Raw genomic sequence first — 20,260 nt, 5'->3', positions numbered from 1 at the left:
GATCATTTGCGCCAAATATTGGCTTGTATTTTAAGAGAAGTGATCTGATATGAGGTCGGATTTGTCCTCGAGATCAAAATCCGTCTCTTAAGACGGTCTTAAAGCCGGATTTTTTCGCCTTTATAGAAAAAAACCGCGATAACCCTTGACGTAGAGCCCGGTTCGATTTAGTAACGCCCTACCTTCGCGGTAGGTCGTGGAGCATTTGACCCGTCTCGGTTAACAAAAAAACCCAGACACATATGCTTCAAACACACCGTCGGGTAACAGACGCGACAATAGCGAGACACAAGATCTCTAGGTCAATAGCCTGGCGATCCTCTGTTTTTAAATGGTGCCGCCGAGCCTTTGGGCCGATGGGGAGCGCCATTTGATTGTTGTGATCTGATGAATTGAGTTTTGAACGGATGGAAAGAAGGTTCGAGCAATATGCCGACCATTAATCAGCTGATCCGCAAGCCTCGGCAGGCGAAGCCAAAGCGGAACAAAGTTCCGGCTATGGAAGCAAACCCGCAAAAGCGTGGTGTTTGCACACGTGTGTACACAACGACCCCTAAGAAGCCCAACTCCGCGTTGCGTAAAGTGGCCAAAGTGCGCCTTACAAACCAGCGGGAAGTGATTTCTTATATTCCGGGTGAAGGCCACAATCTGCAAGAACACTCTGTTGTTCTTATTCGTGGCGGTCGTGTCCGTGACCTTCCTGGTGTGCGGTATCATATTTTGCGGGGCGTTTTGGATACCCAAAGCGTCAAGGATCGTAAGCAGCGTCGTTCTAAATACGGCGCTAAGCGGCCTAAGTAAGGAGTTTACGTTCAATGTCACGTCGGCATCGCGCGGAAAAACGTGAGATCAACCCGGATCCGAAGTTCGGTGATCTCGTTGTTACGAAATTCATGAATTCGCTCATGGTAGACGGTAAGAAGTCCGTCGCTGAGCGTATTGTATATGGTGCATTTGACGCGGTTGAAGCACGTACGAAGCAAGACCCTGTAGAGGTGTTCCATCAGGCCCTCGACAATGTGCGTCCTGCGGTTGAAGTACGTTCTCGTCGTGTTGGTGGTGCAACCTACCAGGTTCCTGTTGAAGTGCGCTCTGAGCGTCAGCAAGCATTGGCCATTCGTTGGTTAATCGGTGCTGCACGGAACCGTGGTGAGAACACAATGGTCGACCGTTTGTCAGGTGAGTTGCTCGATGCACTCAATGGTCGCGGTCAGGCTGTTAAGAAGCGTGAAGATACGCACCGGATGGCAGACGCCAACCGTGCTTTCTCACATTACCGCTGGTAAGTTTTTAAAGGTATCACGATCATGGCTCGCGATTACAAGATCGAAGACTATCGCAATTTCGGCATTATGGCGCACATTGATGCGGGTAAAACCACAACAACTGAGCGCATTTTGTTCTATACAGGCAAAAGCCACAAAATCGGTGAAGTTCATGATGGTGCTGCCACCATGGACTGGATGGAGCAAGAGCAAGAGCGGGGGATTACAATTACCTCTGCGGCCACAACAACCTTCTGGGAAGGTCGTGATGGCAAAAAGCGTCGCTTCAACATCATTGATACACCTGGCCACGTAGACTTCACGATTGAAGTTGAGCGGTCTTTGCGTGTGCTTGACGGTGCAGTTGCGCTGCTGGACGCCAATGCTGGCGTTGAGCCGCAAACAGAAACCGTTTGGCGTCAGGCTGACAAGTACGAAGTGCCTCGTATGATCTTTGTCAACAAAATGGACAAGATTGGCGCTGACTTCTACAACTCAGTCGACATGATCAAAAAGCGTTTGGGTGCTACACCTGTTGTTATCCAGTTGCCAATTGGTGCGGAAAACGAATTTGCTGGTGTTGTCGATCTGATAGAGATGAAAGCTTATGTGTGGCAGGGTGAAAACCTTGGCGCCGAGTGGGACATCGTCGACATTCCTGCCGATCTGAAGGATCGTGCTGAAGAATATCGTGAGCTGTTGATCGAGACTGTCGTTGAAGCTGACGAAGCTGCAATGGAAGCTTATTTGGAAGGCGATATGCCTGACAATGATAAGATCCGTGAATTGATCCGTAAGGGTACAATTAATGTGGAGTTCTTCCCAGTTCTTTGCGGTTCTGCTTTTAAAAACAAGGGCGTACAGCCGCTTCTTGATGCAGTGGTTGACTTCCTGCCGTCTCCGATCGATATTCCAGCGATCCGCGGTATCGATGTGGCAACCGAGCAAGAAGTTTCTCGCAAGGCTGATGACAATGAGCCATTGTCTATGTTGGCCTTTAAGATTGCTAACGACCCTCACATGGGTTCATTGACTTTCTGCCGCATCTATTCAGGCGTGCTTGAAGCTGGTGCATCTTTGGAGAATACGGTTAAAGAGAAAAAAGAGCGCGTTGGTCGTATGTTCCAAATGCACTCAAACAGCCGTGAACAAATCCAGGAGGCTTATGCAGGCGATATCGTTGCTATCGTTGGTTTGAAGCAAACCACGACTGGTGACACACTCTGCGCCCCGAACTCAAAAGTTATTCTTGAGCGCATGGAATTTCCTGATCCGGTTATTGAGATTGCGGTTGAGCCAAAATCTAAAGCTGACCAAGAAAAGATGGGTCTGGCCCTGAACCGTTTGGCGGCAGAAGATCCAAGCTTCCGTGTAAAATCTGACGAAGAGAGCGGTCAGACCATTATTGCGGGCATGGGTGAATTGCACCTCGACATTCTTGTCGATCGCATGAAGCGTGAATTTAAAGTGGAAGCGAATATCGGTCAGCCGCAGGTTGCCTATCGCGAAACCATTACTAAAGCCGTTGATCATGACTATACCCACAAGAAACAATCTGGTGGTTCTGGTCAGTTCGCGCGGATTAAATTCACCATCGAACCTGGTGAAGCTGGTTCTGGTCTGGACTTCTCCGATACCGTTGTTGGCGGTAACGTGCCGAAGGAATATATTCCAGGCGTTCAAAAAGGTGTTGAATCTGTGATGACTGCAGGCCCATTGGCCGGCTTCCCATTGGTTGATGTGAAGTTTGTGCTGAATGATGGTGCTTATCACGATGTTGACTCCTCTGTGATGGCCTTTGAGATTGCCGGTCGTGCCGGTTTCCGTGAGGCGATCCGCCAGGCTGGCCCGAAACTTCTTGAGCCGATCATGAAGGTTGAAGTGGTGAGCCCAGAAGAATACACCGGCTCTATCATCGGTGATTTGACCTCCCGTCGCGGGCAGGTGCAAGGCCAAGACGTGCGCGGCAATGCGACCGTGATCGACGCCTTCGTGCCTTTGGCGAACATGTTTGGTTATGTGAACTCTTTGCGCTCTATGAGCCAGGGACGAGCAAACTTCACCATGGTGTTTGGCCATTACGAGCAAGTGCCACAAAACGTGGCTGATGAAGTCATGGCGAAACACGCCGGTTAATTTGAATTGAAACGCCAGCACTACGCTGAACGAAATACGGAGAGAGCGATATGGCGAAGGAAAAGTTTGAGCGGACGAAACCGCACGTAAACATTGGGACGATTGGTCACGTTGACCATGGTAAGACCACATTGACCGCAGCGATTACGAAAGTATTGTCTGAGGCATCTGGTGGTAAGGGCACAGCTTTTGACGAGATCGACAAGGCGCCTGAAGAGAAAGCCCGCGGCATTACCATTTCAACAGCGCACGTTGAGTATGAGACAGAAAACCGTCACTACGCACACGTTGACTGCCCAGGCCACGCTGACTATGTGAAAAACATGATCACTGGTGCGGCGCAGATGGATGGCGGCATTTTGGTTGTGAACGCAGCTGATGGCCCAATGCCACAGACCCGTGAGCACATTTTGTTGGCCCGTCAGGTTGGTGTGCCAGCGCTTGTTGTGTTCTTGAACAAAGTTGACCAGGTTGACGACGAAGAGTTGTTGGAATTGGTTGAGATGGAAGTGCGTGAGCTTCTTTCTTCTTACGAGTTCCCAGGCGACGATATTCCGATTGTAGCCGGTTCAGCTTTGGCGGCGTTGGAAGGCCGTGATGACGAAATCGGCAAGAACAAGATTCTTGAGCTGATGGCTGCTGTTGACGATTATGTGCCAACCCCAGCGCGTCCTAAGGACCAGCCTTTCTTGATGCCAATTGAAGACGTGTTCTCAATTTCTGGCCGTGGTACAGTTGTGACCGGTCGTGTTGAGCGTGGCGTGATCAATGTTGGCGAAGAAGTTGAGATCGTTGGCATTAAAGACACACAGAAAACCACTGTGACTGGCGTTGAAATGTTCCGCAAGCTGCTGGATAGCGGTGAAGCTGGTGACAATATTGGTGCCTTGATCCGTGGTATTGACCGTGAGCAAGTTGAGCGTGGTCAGGTTTTGTGTAAGCCCGGTTCAGTTACCCCGCACACCAAATTTGTTGGTGAGGCGTACATTTTGACCAAAGACGAAGGTGGTCGTCACACACCATTCTTCACCAACTACCGTCCCCAGTTCTACTTCCGTACAACTGACGTGACTGGCGTTGTGACTTTGCCAGAAGGTACAGAAATGGTGATGCCTGGTGACCGTGTTGAGGTCAATGTTGAGTTGATCGTGCCGATCGCGATGGAAGAGCAGTTGCGCTTTGCGATCCGCGAAGGCGGCCGCACCGTGGGCGCCGGCGTTGTTGCCAAAATCATCGAGTAGTAAATTTTACAAGCGCTGTGCGGCGTTCTTATAGAGCGCCGCAGCGTCTTTTTCGGGAAACATCGACATGAATGGTCAAAACATTCGTATTCGGCTGAAAGCGTTCGATCATCGAGTCCTCGATAGCTCAACGCATGAGATTGTGAACACAGCCAAGCGCACAGGCGCTCAGGTTCGTGGCCCAATCCCTTTGCCTACACGAATTGAGAAATACACTGTCAACCGTTCGCCGCACGTCAATAAGAAGAGCCGCGAACAATTTGAAATTCGGACTCACAAGCGTCTTTTGGACATTGTGGAGCCTACTCCACAGACAGTGGATGCGCTTATGAAGTTGGACTTGGCGGCCGGTGTGGACGTCGAGATCAAACTTTAGAACTTTAGAAAAGGTGTAAACCGATGCGTTCAGGTGTGATCGCACAGAAGCTGGGCATGACCCGGATCTTTACAGAAGAGGGCAGAGATGTCCCTGTAACGGTTCTTGGTCTTCAGAACTGCCAAGTTGTCGCTCAGCGGACGGCGGACAAAAATGGTTATACAGCACTCCAATTGGGTGCGGGTACAGCCAAAGTGAAGAATGTAAGCAAAGCAGCCCGTGGGCACTTTGCCGTTGCAAAAGTTGAACCCAAACGGAAAGTTGCGGAATTCCGCGTTTCCGAAGACAACATGATTGAAGTTGGCGCCGAAATGCTGGCTGATCACTTCCATGTTGGCCAATTTGTGGATGTTTCAGGCACATCTATCGGTAAAGGTTTTGCCGGTGCTATGAAGCGTCACAATTTTGGCGGTATGCGCGCCACTCACGGTGTGTCTATCTCTCACCGTGCACACGGTTCAACCGGTCAGTGTCAGGATCCAGGTAAAGTCTTCAAAGGTAAGAAGATGGCTGGTCACATGGGCGCTGTTCGGACAACAACTCAGAACCTCAAGGTTGTGAAAGTTGATGTTGAGCGTGGCTTGATCATGGTTCAGGGTTCTGTGCCAGGTTCAAAAGGTGGTTGGATTATGGTTCGCGATGCGGTGAAGAAGCCAGCATCTGCAGACGCTCCAACACCGGGTTCATTCAAGGTTGCTTCAGGCGAAGCCGTTGTGGAAGGGAGTGCTGAATAATGGAACTTTCAGTTGTATCTCTTGATGGCAAATCTGCCGGCAAAGTGACTTTGTCAGATGACGTATTCGGTCTTGAGCCGCGTCAGGACATTTTGCACCGCATGGTGCGTTACCAGCAATTGAAGAAAATGGCTGGCACGCATGATGTGAAAAACCGCGCTGAAATCCGCGGCACCACAAAGAAATTTGTGCGCCAAAAAGGTTCAGGCGGCGCACGTCACGGTAACCGCAAGGTTCCAATTTTCCGTGGTGGTGGTCGTGCATTCGGCCCAACTCCTCGCTCACATGCGATTGAGTTGCCGAAGAAGATGCGGGCTTTGGCCTTGAAACATGCATTGTCTTCAAAAGCGAAATCTGGCGATTTGGTCATTTTGGACAAAGCCGAAAGCAAAGACGGCAAGACATCTGCTTTGAAAAAGGCATTTGGCGAGTTGGGCTTGGACAATGCGCTTATTATTGGCGGTTCTGAGTTGGATCAAAATTTTGCGCTTGCAGCGCGGAACATTGGTCACATCGACGTGCTGCCAGCCCAGGGCATCAATGTTTATGACATTTTGCGTCGCACTAAACTGGTGTTGACCAAAGCTGCTTTGGAAAGCTTGGAGGCTCGTTTCTCATGAGCATGGTGAAAGCATACGATATTATTCGCAATCCGGTTGTGACTGAAAAGTCCACCTATGCGTCTGAGCACAACCAAGTTGTGTTTGACGTTGCGATTGATGCGACCAAGCCTGAAATCAAGGCAGCGGTTGAAGGTTTGTTCTCTGTAAAGGTGAAAGCCGTCAACACATTGGTCCGCAAAGGCAAGGAAAAGCGTTTCCGCGGCCGTATCGGTCAGCGCAAAGACGTGAAGAAAGCAATTGTGACATTGGCTGAAGGTCAGTCAATTGACATTGCGACCGGACTATAGGCAGGAAAGATTAGAAAATGGCTTTGAAGCAATATAATCCAACCTCGCCAGGCCAACGTGCGCTGATCGGTGTGAACCGTTCAGGACTTTGGAAGGGCGGTCCAGTCAAGAAATTGACTGAAGGTCTGACAAGCAAGGGCGGTCGCAACAATTCTGGCCGTATTACTATGCGTCGTCAGGGCGGTGGTGTGAAGCGTGCCTACCGGATGATCGACTTTAAGCGTCGCAAATATGACGTTGTCGGTACGGTAGAGCGTTTGGAATATGATCCAAACCGCACGGCGTTCATCGCACTTGTAAATTATGATGATGGCGAGCAAGCCTACATCTTGGCGCCACAGCGTTTGGCTGCCGGTGACCAGGTTGTGGCCTCACGCAACAATGTTGATGTGAAGCCAGGCAATGCGATGCCATTGGAAAAAATGCCAGTGGGTACCATTGTGCACAACGTTGAGATGAAGCCTTTGAAAGGCGGTCAGATTGCACGTTCTGCCGGTACTTATGTTCAATATGTTGGACGTGACCAGGGCATGGCGATCTTGCGGTTGAACTCAGGTGAAACCCGTTTGGTGCCAGGTTCTTGCATGGCCACTGTTGGCGCCGTTTCCAACGCAGACCACTCAAACACCAATTTGGGTAAAGCTGGTCGTAAGCGTTGGTTGGGCAAGCGTCCTCAGGTTCGTGGTGTGGCCATGAACCCGATTGACCACCCCCATGGTGGTGGTGAGGGCCGGACCTCTGGTGGTCGTCACCCAGTGACACCTTGGGGTAAGCCAACTAAGGGCAAGCGTACACGCTCTAATAAACAAACGGACAAATTTATTGTTCGTTCACGTCATCAGAAAAAGGGCAGGTAGGTCACTATGGCACGTTCTGTTTGGAAAGGTCCGTTTGTTGACGGATATCTGATCAAAAAAGCGGAGAAAGTCCGTGAGTCCGGCCGTCACGAAGTGATCAAAATCTGGAGCCGTCGCTCAACGATTTTGCCACAGTTTGTGGGCCTCAACTTTGGTGTTTACAACGGCCAGAAGCACGTACCAGTTCTCGTAACTGAGGAAATGATCGGTCACAAGTTTGGTGAATTCGCACCATCTCGTACCTATTATGGCCACGGCGCCGACAAAAAGGCGAAGAGGAAGTAACAATGGGTAAGCCAAAGCGTGAGCGTACGCTTAAAGACAATGAGGCGCGGGCCGTGTTGCGCATGTTGCGCACGAGCCCTCAGAAATTGAACCTTGTTGCAAGCGCTATCCGGGGTAAAAAGGTTGAGAAGGCTTTGGCTGAACTCACCTTTTCTCAAAAGCGCATTGCAAAAGATGTGAAAAAGACGTTGGAAAGCGCCATTGCCAATGCTGAGAACAATCACGGTCTGGACACAGACTCACTGGTTGTTGCTGAAGCTTATGTCGGCAAATCATTGGTCATGAAGCGTTTCCGTCCGCGGGCTCGTGGCCGTGTGGGTAAGATTTTGAAGCCTTTCTCACATTTGACCATCGTAGTTCGTGAAGTCGAGGAGGCCGCATAATGGGTCACAAGATTAATCCAATCGGTTTCCGTCTTGGTGTTAACCGGACATGGGACAGCCGCTGGTTCGCCAACAAAGGTGAATATGGTAGCTTGTTGCAGGAAGATTTGAAGATCCGTAAGATGCTTGAAAAAGATCTCAAGCAAGCTGCGGTTTCTAAAATCGTCATTGAGCGCCCCCACCGTAAATGCCGCGTGTCTATTCACACAGCGCGTCCTGGCATTGTGATCGGTAAAAAAGGTGCGGACATTGAAAAGCTGCGCAACAAAATTCGCCGTTTCACTGACTCAGAAGTACACATCAACATTGTTGAAGTACGTAAGCCTGAGACAGATGCGAACCTTGTTGCTCAGGGTATTGCGCAACAGCTTGAGCGTCGTGTTTCCTTCCGTCGTGCCATGAAGCGTGCAGTGCAAACTGCGATGCGCATGGGCGCCGAGGGCATCCGGGTGAACGTTGCGGGTCGTTTGGGCGGCGCAGATATTGCGCGGACTGAATGGTACCGTGAGGGCCGTGTGTCTTTGCACACTTTGCGTGCTGACATTGATTACGGCACCGCGGAAGCTGAAACTACATTCGGGATCATCGGGATCAAGGTTTGGATTTCCAAAGGCGAAATTCTGGAACATGACCCAATGGCACACGAGCGTCGTGCGATTGAAGCTAGCGGTGGTGGCGATAAAAAGCCTCAGCGTCAGCGTCGTCAGCAGGCTGCAGGCTAAGGAGTTAACTTATCATGCTGCAACCTAAACGTACAAAATTCCGTAAAATGCACAAAGGCCGCATCCATGGTGCAGCCAAGGGTGGTTTTACATTGAACTTTGGGTCTCATGGCCTTAAAGCTCAAGAGCCTGAGCGTATTACATCACGTCAGATCGAAGCTGCACGTCGTGCAATGACCCGTCACATGAAGCGTGCCGGTCGTGTTTGGATCCGTGTATTCCCAGACGTACCTGTCAGCTCCAAGCCGACAGAAGTTCGGATGGGTAAAGGTAAAGGCTCACCAGATTATTGGGCCGCTCGGGTTAAGCCTGGTCGGGTGATGTTTGAAATTGATGGTGTGTCGGACGAAGTTGCACGCGAAGCCTTGCGCTTGGCAGCAATGAAATTGCCGATCAAAACACGGGTTGTTACCCGTATTGCGGACTAAGGGGCACGTCTCATGAATGCGAGTGAAGTGCGGACAAAAACCGCAGACGAGCTAAAGCAAGAGTTGGTTGATTTGAAAAAAGAGCAGTTCAATCTGCGTTTTCAACGCGCAACCCAGCAGCTTGAAAATACCGCGCGTGTTCGGCAAGTTCGCCGCGACATTGCACGGATTAAGACCATCCTGCGCGAAAAAAGCGTAGCAGGCCAGTAGGAGCGTTTTGATGCCAAAGCGTATATTGCAAGGGACTGTGGTCTCTGACAAGAACGAGAAAACTGTTGTGGTACGTGTTGAACGCCGTTTTACGCACCCACTTTTGAAAAAGACAGTTCGTCGTTCAAAAAAATATCAGGCGCATGACGAAGCGAATGCGGCCAAAATTGGTGATATCGTTCAAATTCAGGAATGTGCACCAATTTCAAAGAATAAAAGATGGGCCGTTATTCAAGCTTCGTAAAGAGCTTTTGAATATCGGAATGAATGTTGAAAATCGGTTGTGTAGAATCAACCAAAGTATAGAAGGCAACCAGTCATGATTCAGATGCAGACGAATCTCGATGTCGCGGATAATTCCGGCGCACGTCGTGTTATGTGCATCAAGGTGCTGGGCGGTTCCAAGCGTAAGTACGCTTCTGTGGGCGACATCATTGTTGTGTCCGTGAAAGAAGCTATTCCGCGTGGCCGCGTTAAGAAGGGTCAAGTGATGCGCGCAGTAGTTGTGCGTACAGCGAAAGATATTCGCCGCCCTGATGGTACCGTGATCCGTTTTGACCGCAACGCAGCGGTTTTGGTGAACAACAATAAAGAGCCAATCGGCACACGTATCTTTGGACCAGTTCCTCGTGAATTGCGCTCAAAGAGCCACATGAAGATTGTCTCACTTGCGCCGGAGGTGCTGTAACCATGGCTGCCAAAATTAAAAAGGGCGACAAGGTTATCGTGTTGACTGGCCGCGACAAAGGCAAGACTGGTGAAGTTTTGCGCGTTGCGCCAGCTGAGAACCGCGCCGTTGTTCAAGGTGTGAATTTGGTGAAACGTCATCAACGTGCAAGCCAAACAAGTGAAGGCGGCATCTTAAACAAAGAAGCGCCAATTCATTTGTCAAACATTGCATTGGTTGACCCGAAAGAAAACAAGCCAACTCGCGTTGGTTTTGTGGTCAAGGATGGCGAGAAGAAGCGCGTTGCTAAGCGCTCAGGAGATGTGATCGATGGCTGAGAATTACGTCCCACGTCTGCGCACACATTATAATGATGTGGTGCGCGCTGGCCTGACTGACCAGTTTAATTACCAGAACCACTTGCAAGTTCCAAAGTTGGAAAAAGTGGTATTGAACATGGGTGTTGGCGAAGCTGTTAATGACACCAAGAAGGTTAAATCCGCCTTGGCTGACATGGAAGCAATCGCTGGTCAAAAGCCTGTTATTACGTATGCGAAAAAGTCTATTGCGGGCTTTAAAGTTCGTGAAGAAATGCCTTTGGGCGTGAAAGTGACTTTGCGCAAGACACGTATGTACGAATTTGTTGATCGTTTGGTGAACATTGCTTTGCCTCGCGTTCGGGACTTTCGTGGCTTGAACCCAAAAAGCTTTGACGGCCGCGGCAATTTTGCAATGGGCATTAAAGAACACATCGTTTTCCCTGAGATCAATTATGACCAAGTTGATCAAATGTGGGGGATGGACATTATTGTGTGCACCACTGCAAATACCGATGAAGAAGCCCTGGCGCTTCTTAAAGGCTTTAACTTCCCGTTCCGTCAGTAGTGACGAACGAGACGATCGAATAAGGATCAAAGAAGATGGCAAAGAAAAGCGCCGTAGAAAATAATGAGAAAAAGCGTCGGCTGGCAGATAAATATGCCGCTAAGCGTGCTTCTCTGAAGGCGATTGTTGACGATCGTTCTCTTCCTATTGAAGAACGTTTCGCTGCAACATTGAAGTTGGCTGAATTGCCACGCAACAGTGCAGCTGTTCGTGTACGCAATCGTTGTGAAGTTACAGGTCGGCCACGTGGCTATTACCGGAAACTCAAAATGTCACGTATTTCGTTACGTGAATTGGGTAACCAAGGTAAGATTCCTGGCCTCGTCAAGTCGAGCTGGTAAGGAGACATAAGCGATGAGTTTTACTGATCCGCTTGGTGATATGTTGACACGTATCCGGAATGCCCAAATGCGCAACCGGACAAGTGTAACAACACCTGCATCTAAATTGCGGGCACGTGTTTTGGACGTTTTGAAGTCTGAGGGCTTTATTCGCGGCTATAGCGTGACCGAATTTGAAAACGGCTCTGCTGAGTATAATGTTGAGTTGAAATATCTCGACAATCAACCAGTGATCCGCGAAATCCAACGTGTTTCGAAGCCAGGTCGTCGTGTGTACGCTTCTGTGAAGAACATTCCACAAGTTGCGAACGGCCTCGGGGTTTCCATTGTTTCAACACCTAAAGGTGTGATGGCTGATCATGAAGCACGTCAAAATAACGTTGGTGGTGAAGTGTTGTGTCGCGTCTTTTAAGGCGTTAAACACACTGATCTCACTATTAAGCTACGGTTTGAACCGAAAAGGCAAAAGAACATGTCGCGTATTGGCAAGAAACCAGTCGCCCTTTTAGATGGCGTGACGGTCACAATCGACGGCCAGACTGTTAAGGCAAAGGGCCCTAAGGGCGAATTGTCTGTTGATTTGGTTGACTTGGTGACAGTTAAACAGACCGACGAGGGTGTCCAGGTCGACCCTGTGAACGATAGCAAAGAAGCGCGTTCTGCTTGGGGTATGTCACGCACATTGGTGAACAATATCGTCACTGGTGTGAAAGAGGGCTTTTCGAAGAAGCTGACAATCAACGGTGTTGGTTTTCGTGCACAGATGCAAGGCAATGACCTGAAATTGGCTCTTGGCTTTTCACATGATGTGATTGTCAAGGCACCTGAAGGCATTAAATTCGAAGCACCACAACCCACTGAAGTGATTGTGTCAGGCATTGATAAACAAGCGGTTGGGCAGGTTGCTGCCAATATCCGTGAGTTCCGGCCACCAGAGCCTTACAAAGGCAAAGGTATCCGTTACGAGGACGAATATATCTTCCGCAAAGAAGGTAAGAAGAAGTAAGGGCGCAAGAGAATGGCGAATATGTCTAGCAAAGACCGCCGCAAGGCGAGAGTACGTCGCGCAATTCGTTTGCGCGCAAACGGTCGTCCGCGTTTGTCGGTTTTCCGTTCGGGCAAGAATATCTATGCTCAAGTCATCGATGACACGACCGGCCACACACTGGCTGCCGCGTCAACTTTGGACAAAGATCTGAAGATTGAAAATGGCAGCAACCAACAAGCTGCACAGGAAGTTGGCAAACTTGTTGCCGAGCGCGCTGTGAAAGCTGGTGTTGGTGAAGTGATTTTCGATCGTGGTGAATATCTTTATCACGGCCGCGTGAAAGCATTGGCAGATGCTGCACGTGAGGGCGGGCTGCGCTTCTAGATGAACGCGATGGCCAAAACAAAACAGAATCTAAAGAGAACTGGTTGAGACGATGAGAGACAATCAAGAGCGCGATAGCGAATTTGTTGATCGCCTGGTCCACATCAATCGCGTGGCGAAAGTGGTGAAAGGCGGCCGTCGTTTCGGCTTTGCTGCACTTGTTGTGGTTGGTGATCAAAAGGGCCGTGTTGGTTTCGGTCATGGTAAGGCGCGTGAAGTGCCTGAAGCGATCCGTAAGGCAACTGAGCAAGCCAAACGTCAAATGATCCGCGTACCATTGCGCGAAGCACGTACATTGCACCACGATGTGGCCGGTCGCCACGGCGCGGGTAAAGTGTTCCTGCGGGCGGCACCTGCCGGTACAGGTATCATTGCTGGTGGTCCAATGCGTGCAGTGTTTGAAACATTGGGCATTGCGGACATTGTGGCCAAGTCACAAGGCTCAGCAAACCCATATAACATGGTTCGGGCAACATTTGATGCTTTGAAAAATCTGGATAGCCCCCGCTCAGTTGCTGCGCGTCGTGGTTTGAAGGTTTCTGAAATTCAAGGTCGTCGCCGTGAATCTGACGTTGGCGAACAGGTGAGTGCGTAACTCGCGCCACTGACCGTTTACGGAGTTGAGAAATGGCTGAAAAAACAGTAACTGTTGAGCAGATTGGTAGCCCGATCCGCCGGACTCAAGATCAACGTGCCACGCTTGTTGGTCTTGGTTTGAACAAGATGCATCGTCGCCGCACCCTGGAAGATACTCCAGCTGTGCGTGGGATGATCAAAAAAGTTTCGCATCTCGTGCGCGTTGTCGACGAGAAGTAATAAAAGGGTTTTGTCATGCGACTGAATGAGTTGGCCGACAATAAAGGTGCCACAAAGAACCGCACACGCATTGGTCGTGGTATTGGTTCTGGTAAAGGCAAAACCGGTGGCCGCGGTGTAAAGGGTCAGAAGTCACGCTCAGGTGTATCCGTTAACGGGTTCCGTGGTGAGCAGACCAACCTGATCCAGCAAATGCCTAAGCGCGGGTTTAACAATCCGTTCGCGAAAAAGTTCAATGCCGTTCGTCTTGATCGCATTCAATCAGCGATTGATTCTGGCAAACTTGACGCAAAAGGCGTGATCGACGCAAAAGCACTCGTTGAAGCCGGCGTTATTCGCCGTGCGAAAGATGGTGTACGTTTGATTGCTGGCGGCGAATTTAAAGCGTCCAAAGTGACCTTTAAAGTTGACCATGCGTCAAAAGGTGCCCAAGCAGCTGTTGAAGCTGCTGGCGGCAAAATCGATCTTCCAGCGGCGGCGGAATAATTCGCCGCTACTTCTCATTTATTGAGGATTAAGGTTTATGGCTTCGGCAGCAGAACAACTTGCCCGAAATTTGAATTTTTCGACCTTTGCCAAGGCAAAAGACCTTCAACAGCGCATCCTGTTTACCCTGGGTGCGCTTTTGGTCTATCGGTTCGGTACATTTATTCCAATTCCAGGTATTGATGGGGACGCTTTCGCGGCCACCTTTGACCGGGCGCAAAACGGCATTTTCGGCATGTTCAACATGTTTGCCGGGGGCGCGGTTGAGCGGATGGCGATTTTCGCGCTGAACCTTATTCCTTACATTACCGCCTCGATTGTGATTCAGGTGCTGTCCACCGCGTCGACTCGTCTTGAGCAACTCAAGAAAGAGGGCGAGCAGGGGCGCCGCAAGATCAATCAATATACCCGGTATCTGGCCGTGGTATTTTGTGCGTTGCAAGCCTACGGTATCGCCGTTGGGTTGGAGGCCAGTGAAGGCGTTGTAACCGATCCAGGTTGGTTCTTCCGCCTGTCTACCGTGATCACCCTTGTTGGTGGCACCATGTTCCTGATGTGGTTGGGCGAGCAGGTGACGGCACGTGGCGTTGGCAACGGCATTTCGTTGATCATTTTCGCCGGCATTGTGGCCACATTGCCCACTGCGATTGCGCAGACCCTTGAATTGAGCCGTACTGGTGCATTGCCGACTGTTGGCGTTGTCGGTCTGCTGGTGTTGGCGATTGTCGTGATTGGCATCATTGTGTTCTTTGAACGGGCACAACGGCGGCTATTGGTGCAATATCCAAAGCGCCAGGTTGGCAATAAGATGTTCCAGGGTGATACATCGCATTTGCCACTGAAGCTGAACACGGCTGGTGTTATTCCGGTGATCTTTGCCTCATCTTTGCTGCTGCTGCCAGCCACGATGGCCGGGTTTGCTGCGCAGGGTAACGCGCCGACGTGGTTGACCACCATGTCTGCGGTGCTGGGCCGGGGGCAGCCACTATATCTGGGCCTGTTTGCCTTTTTGATTTTCTTCTTTGCGTTCTATTATACCTCGATCGTGTTTAACCCGACTGATACCGCCGAGAACTTGAAAAAATCTGGTGGCTTTATCCCGGGGATCCGTCCGGGTGAGCGGACTGCCCAGCACATTGACTATGTGTTGACGCGGGTTACGTTGGTGGGCGCAACCTATTTGACCTTGGTTGCCTTGATTCCGGAAGTTTTGGTGTCCAGCCTCGGTGTTTCTGCCTTCCTGGGTGGTACATCACTGCTGATTATGGTGACTGTGACACTGGATACGATTTCACAAGTTCAAAGCCATTTGGTTGCACAGCAATATGAGGGCTTGGTGAAGAAATCTCGTTTGGGAGGACGTCGGAAAAGATGAGGCTGATTTTGTTGGGCCCGCCAGGTGCGGGGAAGGGGACGCAAGCGCAATTTTTGGTCGAGAAATTCGGCATTCCGCAATTGTCTACTGGTGATATGTTGCGGGCAGCTATTGCCGCTGAAACTGAGCTGGGTTTGCAGGTTAAAGACATGATCGCACGTGGCGATCTTGTGCCTGATGAAATCGTGGTGGGGATTATCTCAGATCGTATCGATCAAGAGGATTGTGCCAACGGCTTTATTCTTGACGGGTTCCCCCGCACAACGGGTCAGGCCGAAGCGCTTGATGAATTGTTGGCGGATAAGGGGATTGCCCTGGATGCGGTTGTCGAGATTCGCGCTGACGCCGATATTCTGGTGGACCGCATTCTGAAACGGGCTCAGGAAAATGGCGGCGCGCGCGCTGATGACAACGAAGAAGTGTTGCGCAACCGTCTTGAAGTCTATGAAGAATTGACGGCGCCGCTGGTGGAGTATTATTCCGCCAAAGGCTTGTTGAAAAGTGTTGACGGGATGGCCGGAATCGATGAAGTCACGGCCTCAATAATGTCCGCACTTAACGCTGACTAAAATTTGGAGCTTTTGGGCCGACAAGCGTGTTGACTTATAGCCCAAAACTCGGTTATGAACCGCGCTTAGTCATACGCAATGCGAAAGACTGGGTTCGGTTTCTTGAAAAAAGCAAGGGATCGGGGTCCGGTCGTTTGTTGTTGTTTGGGCGCAAATTGCAAAAATGACAATTTGCATTAACTAAGGAGATCAGGGACGTGGCTCGTATTGCTGGCGTCAATATCCCAACGAACAAGCGTGTAGAAATTGCGCTTCAGTATATTCATGGGATTGGTGCATCAAAAGCGTCTGAAATCTGTGGCAAAGTTGGTATCGCGGCCGAGCGTCGTGTGAACGAACTTTCTGATGCCGAAGTGATTCAGATTCGTGAAACAATTGACAGTGACTACATTGTAGAAGGTGACTTGCGTCGCTCTGTTGCTATGAACATCAAGCGTTTGATGGATTTGGGCAACTATCGCGGGTTGCGTCACCGTCGTGGTCTTCCCGTACGTGGTCAAAATACGCACAATAATGCGCGTACACGTAAGGGCCCTGCAAAACCGATTGCAGGTAAGAAAAAGTAAGTTTGAAAGGCGCTTCATCATGAAGTGCCTTTTGTTCGGTGGAGCCACCGCTTGAACGTGCAGTGGCGTTGAGATCGCATTAAGGAAAAAGAATGGCTAAAGAAGCTCGTGTTCGCCGTCGCGAACGAAAAAATATTACTTCCGGTGTTGCACACGTAAATTCTACTTTTAACAACACCATGATTACCATCACAGATGTGCAAGGCAACGCCATTGCTTGGTCATCTGCAGGTACCATGGGCTTTAAAGGCTCACGTAAATCAACTCCATATGCCGCACAGGTTGCATCTGAAGATGCTGCCAAGAAAGCTCAAGAGCACGGCATGAAGACATTGGAAGTTGAAGTTTGTGGCCCCGGTTCAGGTCGTGAATCAGCGCTGCGTGCGTTGCAGGCTGCTGGTTTTACGGTCACAAGCATTCGTGACGTAACCTCCATTCCGCACAACGGCTGTCGTCCACGCAAACGGCGTCGCGTGTAGTTTATTGGGATTTGCCCATTTTGGCCAATTAATCGATTGGGCAACTCAATAGGTTCTTACATTTCAATGCGAGCATTGGCGGATGTATCGCATAGGGAAAGGGTTAAACTATAATGATCCAGAAAAACTGGCAGGAATTGATTAAGCCGACGAAGCTGGACATTGTACCGGGAAATGATCCGGCGCGCGTTGCCACCATTGTGGCTGAGCCTTTGGAAAGAGGTTTCGGTCTGACATTGGGCAATGCTTTGCGTCGTGTTTTGCTGTCTTCGCTGCAAGGTGCTGCGGTAACAGCCATCCAGATTGATGGCGTGTTGCACGAGTTCTCTTCAGTCGCCGGTGTGCGCGAAGATGTGACCGATATGGTGCTCAATGTGAAAGACATTGCGATCCGGATGGAAGATGAAGGGCCTAAGCGTCTTTCATTGTCCAAAAAAGGTCCGGGTGCAGTGCTTGCTGGTGATATCGAAACCACTGGCGATATTGAGATTTTGAACCCAGAATTGGTTTTGTGCCACCTCGATGATGGTGCAGATATCAATATGGAATTCACTGTGGGTACTGGCAAGGGCTATGTGCCGGCTGATCGCAATCGTCCAGAGGATGCGCCGATCGGTCATGTGGCAGTGGATGCTTTGTTCTCGCCCATTAAGCGTGTGTCCTACAAAGTAGAAAACACACGTGAAGGCCAGGTGCTTGACTATGACAAGCTGAACCTGACCGTGGAAACAAATGGTGCGGTGACGCCTGAAGATGCGGTGGCGTTTGCTGCACGTATCCTTCAGGATCAACTGAATGTGTTTGTGAACTTCGAAGAGCCCGAAAAAGAGGTTGTTGAAGATGCCATCCCAGAATTGGCATTCAACCCAGCCTTGCTCAAGAAGGTTGACGAACTTGAATTGTCTGTTCGTTCAGCAAACTGTCTGAAGAACGACAACATCGTTTACATTGGTGATTTGATCCAGAAGTCGGAAGCGGAAATGTTGCGCACACCGAACTTTGGTCGTAAATCACTGAATGAAATTAAAGAAGTTCTGGCGCAAATGGGCTTGCATCTGGGTATGGATGTAGCCAACTGGCCGCCTGAAAACATTGAAGACCTCGCGAAGCGTTTTGAAGATCATTATTGATCTGAAACCATCGCACTGAGTTGACAGGAGAATAGAATGCGCCACCGTAAAGCTGGTCGCAAGTTGAACCGGACAGCGAGCCATCGTAAAGCGATGTTCGCCAACATGGCTGCCGCGCTGATTAAGCACGAGCAGATCGTTACAACTTTGCCCAAAGCCAAAGACCTTCGTCCAATCGTTGAAAAACTGATCACATTGGCCAAAAAAGGCGACTTGAACTCACGTCGTCTTGCCGCTTCTCGCATTGGTGATGAAGCCATGGCCAAGAAATTGTTCGACGTTTTGGGTCCTCGTTATCAAGAGCGTCAGGGTGGTTACACCCGCGTGTTGAAAGCTGGTTTCCGTCATGGCGATAATGCGCCTGTGGCTGTAATCGAGCTTGTTGATCGCGATCCTTCAGCAAAAGGTGCCGATTCTGGCCCAACAGCTGAGCGCGACGAAGCGGAAAGCGCCGACGCAGCGTAAGCTTTCGCTTGATTGCAAGAGATTTGAAAAGCGCTCCCATTTTGGGGGCGCTTTTTCTGTTTGGACCTGTTTTCAGGTGAACAATGATCTTATATCTGCCCTAATACGTTTTAATATTGATACCAGTTTTGTCCAAACGAGGAGGAGCCCTATGCCGGTTATTCGCTCCCTGATGATATTGATAGCCGCTTTTGTGGTTGTTCAGCCCGTACTGGCGCAACAGGTGCGGACGGTGCCGCAAGATCGCACGCAAATTCAGCTTAGCTATGCGCCCGTGGTGCAAAAGGCGTCGCCCTCGGTGGTCAATGTCTACGCCACCAAGATGACGGTGCAACGGGACTCGATGTTTGATGACCCTTTCTTTCAGCGGTTCTTTGGCGAGGATAGTCCGTTTTTTGAGCGGCGTCCGCGCAGAAGCCAGTCGCTCGGGTCCGGTGTGGTGGTGCAGTCTGATGGCATGATTCTCACCAATTTCCATGTGGTCGACGGTGCGGACGATATCCGGGTGAGCTTTGCCGATGGACGTGAATATCATACGGAACTGATGCTGGCGGACAAAAAGACCGACTTGGCAGTATTGCGGATCAAGGATGCCAATGGGCGCCGGTTTGACGCGCTCGAATTTGCGGATTCTGATAGCCTTTTGGTGGGCGATCTGGTGCTGGCCATCGGGAACCCCTTCGGTGTGGGCCAAACGGTGACCAGTGGGATTGTGTCGGCATTGGCCAGGACTGGCGTCGGCGTCAGCGATTATCAGTTCTTTATTCAGACCGACGCAGCGATTAACCCCGGCAATTCCGGCGGCGCACTGGTGGATATGGATGGTAAGCTGGTAGGCATCAATACGGCGATCTTCTCGCGCTCTGGTGGCTCCAATGGCATTGGCTTTGCGATCCCGGCCAGCATGGCCCAGTTTATTCTGGATGCGGCGCAAAATGGCGGTGAGTTGGTGCGGCCCTGGCTCGGTGCACGTTTGCAGGAAGTGACTGGCGATATTGCCCGCTCCATCGGCCTGTCGCGCATTCGGGGGGCGTTGGTCACCGAGATCTATCCCAATGGACCAGCAGAGAAGGCTGGATTGCGCGAAGGCGATCTGATTTTGATGTTGGATGACCGCATGGTGGAAGACCCCGAAGCCTTTGATTTCCGCCTCTCCACCAAACCGGTGGGCGGCGAGGCCAACTTGCTGGTCTTGCGCCGGGGCCAAGAGGTCGAACTGGTGCTGCCGCTGGAAGAAGTCAGCCGCGATGCTGAAATCCGACAAATCACGGTGAAAGGCAATTCGCGCTTTACTGGCGCCACGCTGGTTCAACTGAATGGCTATTATCGTGACGAGCTGGATTTGCCGTCTAGTGTCGAGGGCGTGCTGGTGTTGCAAGTTCAGCGTGGCTCCCCGGCGCAACGGATGGGCTTGCGCCCTGGCGATGTGATCCGCGCGCTTAATGGTGAGCGGAGCCTGACCCTTGATCGCTTTCAAGAGCTTGTGGGCGAAGGTGCGCGTGGCTGGCGTTTGACCATTCAGCGTGGTAATCGAGTTATAAACTCGTTCATCAGCGGATAGG

Annotated in this window: 32 protein-coding genes; all 32 read left to right on the top strand. The window is 50.6% G+C overall.

Features of this window, described 5'->3' with window-relative positions; translation table 11 throughout:
• Nucleotides 1-429 precede the first annotated feature (429 nt).
• The 32 genes from rpsL (at nucleotide 430) to L1I42_RS09170 (ending at nucleotide 20,259) form a co-directional block, all read left to right on the top strand.
• Nucleotides 430-801 (top strand): 30S ribosomal protein S12, encoded by a 372-nt coding sequence (gene rpsL / locus L1I42_RS09325; protein ID WP_027836110.1) that lies wholly within the window; start codon nucleotides 430-432, stop codon nucleotides 799-801.
• A 14-nt stretch (nucleotides 802-815) separates the two neighbouring features.
• Nucleotides 816-1,286 (top strand): 30S ribosomal protein S7, encoded by a 471-nt coding sequence (gene rpsG, locus L1I42_RS09320; protein ID WP_133574002.1) that lies wholly within the window; start codon nucleotides 816-818, stop codon nucleotides 1,284-1,286.
• 21 nt (nucleotides 1,287-1,307) lie between these two features.
• Nucleotides 1,308-3,401, top strand: coding sequence for an elongation factor G (fusA, locus tag L1I42_RS09315; RefSeq protein ID WP_236114262.1), 2,094 nt, complete (start codon nucleotides 1,308-1,310; stop codon nucleotides 3,399-3,401).
• A gap of 50 nt (nucleotides 3,402-3,451) precedes the next feature.
• The gene (gene tuf, locus L1I42_RS09310; protein ID WP_236114261.1) at nucleotides 3,452-4,642 is read left to right on the top strand and encodes an elongation factor Tu; all 1,191 of its coding nucleotides are present in this window, start codon (nucleotides 3,452-3,454) and stop codon (nucleotides 4,640-4,642) included.
• Nucleotides 4,643-4,709: 67 nt separating this feature from the next.
• The gene (gene rpsJ, locus L1I42_RS09305; protein ID WP_027835105.1) at nucleotides 4,710-5,018 is read left to right on the top strand and encodes a 30S ribosomal protein S10; all 309 of its coding nucleotides are present in this window, start codon (nucleotides 4,710-4,712) and stop codon (nucleotides 5,016-5,018) included.
• Nucleotides 5,019-5,041: 23 nt separating this feature from the next.
• On the top strand, nucleotides 5,042-5,752 hold the full coding sequence (gene rplC / locus L1I42_RS09300) for a 50S ribosomal protein L3 (protein WP_236114260.1): 711 nt from the start codon (nucleotides 5,042-5,044) through the stop codon (nucleotides 5,750-5,752).
• The gene (gene rplD / locus L1I42_RS09295) at nucleotides 5,752-6,372 is read left to right on the top strand and encodes a 50S ribosomal protein L4 (RefSeq protein WP_236114259.1); all 621 of its coding nucleotides are present in this window, start codon (nucleotides 5,752-5,754) and stop codon (nucleotides 6,370-6,372) included. The genes rplC and rplD overlap by 1 nt, the downstream gene beginning before the upstream one ends.
• Complete coding sequence (locus tag L1I42_RS09290) at nucleotides 6,369-6,662, top strand: 50S ribosomal protein L23 (protein ID WP_133571236.1); 294 nt, start codon at nucleotides 6,369-6,371, stop codon at nucleotides 6,660-6,662. Before rplD ends, L1I42_RS09290 begins: the two co-directional genes overlap by 4 nt.
• A 17-nt stretch (nucleotides 6,663-6,679) precedes the next feature.
• The gene (gene rplB / locus L1I42_RS09285) at nucleotides 6,680-7,519 is read left to right on the top strand and encodes a 50S ribosomal protein L2 (protein ID WP_236114258.1); all 840 of its coding nucleotides are present in this window, start codon (nucleotides 6,680-6,682) and stop codon (nucleotides 7,517-7,519) included.
• A gap of 6 nt (nucleotides 7,520-7,525) precedes the next feature.
• Complete coding sequence (gene rpsS, locus L1I42_RS09280) at nucleotides 7,526-7,804, top strand: 30S ribosomal protein S19 (protein WP_027835109.1); 279 nt, start codon at nucleotides 7,526-7,528, stop codon at nucleotides 7,802-7,804.
• A 2-nt stretch (nucleotides 7,805-7,806) separates the two neighbouring features.
• Entirely contained in the window at nucleotides 7,807-8,187 is a 381-nt protein-coding gene (rplV, locus tag L1I42_RS09275; protein ID WP_236114257.1) for a 50S ribosomal protein L22, read from the top strand.
• Nucleotides 8,187-8,909: a 30S ribosomal protein S3 gene (gene rpsC / locus L1I42_RS09270; protein WP_236114256.1), complete on the top strand. Its 723-nt coding sequence runs from the start codon at nucleotides 8,187-8,189 to the stop codon at nucleotides 8,907-8,909. The genes rplV and rpsC overlap by 1 nt, the downstream gene beginning before the upstream one ends.
• 14 nt (nucleotides 8,910-8,923) lie before the next feature.
• The gene (gene rplP, locus L1I42_RS09265) at nucleotides 8,924-9,337 is read left to right on the top strand and encodes a 50S ribosomal protein L16 (protein WP_133571231.1); all 414 of its coding nucleotides are present in this window, start codon (nucleotides 8,924-8,926) and stop codon (nucleotides 9,335-9,337) included.
• A 12-nt stretch (nucleotides 9,338-9,349) separates the two neighbouring features.
• Nucleotides 9,350-9,547, top strand: coding sequence for a 50S ribosomal protein L29 (rpmC, locus tag L1I42_RS09260; protein ID WP_236114255.1), 198 nt, complete (start codon nucleotides 9,350-9,352; stop codon nucleotides 9,545-9,547).
• 10 nt (nucleotides 9,548-9,557) lie between these two features.
• Complete coding sequence (gene rpsQ, locus L1I42_RS09255) at nucleotides 9,558-9,791, top strand: 30S ribosomal protein S17 (protein ID WP_133571229.1); 234 nt, start codon at nucleotides 9,558-9,560, stop codon at nucleotides 9,789-9,791.
• 75 nt (nucleotides 9,792-9,866) lie between these two features.
• Nucleotides 9,867-10,235, top strand: a complete 369-nt coding sequence (rplN, locus tag L1I42_RS09250; protein WP_236114254.1) for a 50S ribosomal protein L14 — start codon at nucleotides 9,867-9,869, stop codon at nucleotides 10,233-10,235.
• Nucleotides 10,236-10,237: 2 nt separating this feature from the next.
• The gene (rplX, locus tag L1I42_RS09245) at nucleotides 10,238-10,552 is read left to right on the top strand and encodes a 50S ribosomal protein L24 (RefSeq protein WP_236114253.1); all 315 of its coding nucleotides are present in this window, start codon (nucleotides 10,238-10,240) and stop codon (nucleotides 10,550-10,552) included.
• The gene (gene rplE / locus L1I42_RS09240) at nucleotides 10,545-11,099 is read left to right on the top strand and encodes a 50S ribosomal protein L5 (protein ID WP_236114252.1); all 555 of its coding nucleotides are present in this window, start codon (nucleotides 10,545-10,547) and stop codon (nucleotides 11,097-11,099) included. The genes rplX and rplE overlap by 8 nt, the downstream gene beginning before the upstream one ends.
• Nucleotides 11,100-11,134: 35 nt before the next feature.
• Entirely contained in the window at nucleotides 11,135-11,440 is a 306-nt protein-coding gene (rpsN, locus tag L1I42_RS09235; RefSeq protein ID WP_236114251.1) for a 30S ribosomal protein S14, read from the top strand.
• Nucleotides 11,441-11,453: 13 nt separating this feature from the next.
• Nucleotides 11,454-11,852 carry a 30S ribosomal protein S8 gene (gene rpsH / locus L1I42_RS09230; protein WP_236114250.1) on the top strand — a complete coding sequence of 133 codons (399 nt, stop codon included), beginning with the start codon at nucleotides 11,454-11,456 and terminating at the stop codon, nucleotides 11,850-11,852.
• Between the two features lie 60 nt (nucleotides 11,853-11,912).
• Nucleotides 11,913-12,446, top strand: coding sequence for a 50S ribosomal protein L6 (gene rplF / locus L1I42_RS09225; protein WP_236114249.1), 534 nt, complete (start codon nucleotides 11,913-11,915; stop codon nucleotides 12,444-12,446).
• Nucleotides 12,447-12,458: 12 nt separating this feature from the next.
• Nucleotides 12,459-12,812, top strand: coding sequence for a 50S ribosomal protein L18 (gene rplR / locus L1I42_RS09220; RefSeq protein ID WP_439651491.1), 354 nt, complete (start codon nucleotides 12,459-12,461; stop codon nucleotides 12,810-12,812).
• 52 nt (nucleotides 12,813-12,864) lie between these two features.
• Complete coding sequence (gene rpsE, locus L1I42_RS09215) at nucleotides 12,865-13,407, top strand: 30S ribosomal protein S5 (protein WP_133571221.1); 543 nt, start codon at nucleotides 12,865-12,867, stop codon at nucleotides 13,405-13,407.
• 32 nt (nucleotides 13,408-13,439) lie between these two features.
• Nucleotides 13,440-13,628: a 50S ribosomal protein L30 gene (gene rpmD / locus L1I42_RS09210; protein ID WP_027835123.1), complete on the top strand. Its 189-nt coding sequence runs from the start codon at nucleotides 13,440-13,442 to the stop codon at nucleotides 13,626-13,628.
• 15 nt (nucleotides 13,629-13,643) lie between these two features.
• A complete protein-coding gene (gene rplO / locus L1I42_RS09205; RefSeq protein WP_236114247.1) occupies nucleotides 13,644-14,114 on the top strand; it encodes a 50S ribosomal protein L15 in 471 nt (156 codons plus the stop codon).
• Between the two features lie 37 nt (nucleotides 14,115-14,151).
• Nucleotides 14,152-15,489: a preprotein translocase subunit SecY gene (secY, locus tag L1I42_RS09200; protein ID WP_236114246.1), complete on the top strand. Its 1,338-nt coding sequence runs from the start codon at nucleotides 14,152-14,154 to the stop codon at nucleotides 15,487-15,489.
• A complete protein-coding gene (locus tag L1I42_RS09195; RefSeq protein ID WP_236114245.1) occupies nucleotides 15,486-16,058 on the top strand; it encodes an adenylate kinase in 573 nt (190 codons plus the stop codon). Before secY ends, L1I42_RS09195 begins: the two co-directional genes overlap by 4 nt.
• A gap of 197 nt (nucleotides 16,059-16,255) precedes the next feature.
• On the top strand, nucleotides 16,256-16,624 hold the full coding sequence (gene rpsM / locus L1I42_RS09190; protein ID WP_236114244.1) for a 30S ribosomal protein S13: 369 nt from the start codon (nucleotides 16,256-16,258) through the stop codon (nucleotides 16,622-16,624).
• Nucleotides 16,625-16,716: 92 nt separating this feature from the next.
• Nucleotides 16,717-17,103, top strand: a complete 387-nt coding sequence (gene rpsK, locus L1I42_RS09185; protein ID WP_236114243.1) for a 30S ribosomal protein S11 — start codon at nucleotides 16,717-16,719, stop codon at nucleotides 17,101-17,103.
• Between the two features lie 113 nt (nucleotides 17,104-17,216).
• Nucleotides 17,217-18,233: a DNA-directed RNA polymerase subunit alpha gene (locus tag L1I42_RS09180; protein ID WP_236114242.1), complete on the top strand. Its 1,017-nt coding sequence runs from the start codon at nucleotides 17,217-17,219 to the stop codon at nucleotides 18,231-18,233.
• A 36-nt stretch (nucleotides 18,234-18,269) separates the two neighbouring features.
• Nucleotides 18,270-18,698 carry a 50S ribosomal protein L17 gene (gene rplQ / locus L1I42_RS09175; RefSeq protein ID WP_236114241.1) on the top strand — a complete coding sequence of 143 codons (429 nt, stop codon included), beginning with the start codon at nucleotides 18,270-18,272 and terminating at the stop codon, nucleotides 18,696-18,698.
• 151 nt (nucleotides 18,699-18,849) lie between these two features.
• On the top strand, nucleotides 18,850-20,259 hold the full coding sequence (locus L1I42_RS09170; protein WP_236114240.1) for a Do family serine endopeptidase: 1,410 nt from the start codon (nucleotides 18,850-18,852) through the stop codon (nucleotides 20,257-20,259).
• The last annotated feature ends 1 nt before the right edge of the window (nucleotide 20,260 follow it).

Source organism: Maritalea mediterranea, from assembly GCF_021568695.1.
In the GTDB taxonomy this organism is placed as follows: Bacteria; Pseudomonadota; Alphaproteobacteria; order Rhizobiales; family Devosiaceae; genus Maritalea; species Maritalea mediterranea.
Note: the sequence above shows the minus strand (reverse complement) of the source record. Positions and strands in the feature narration are given on the sequence as shown.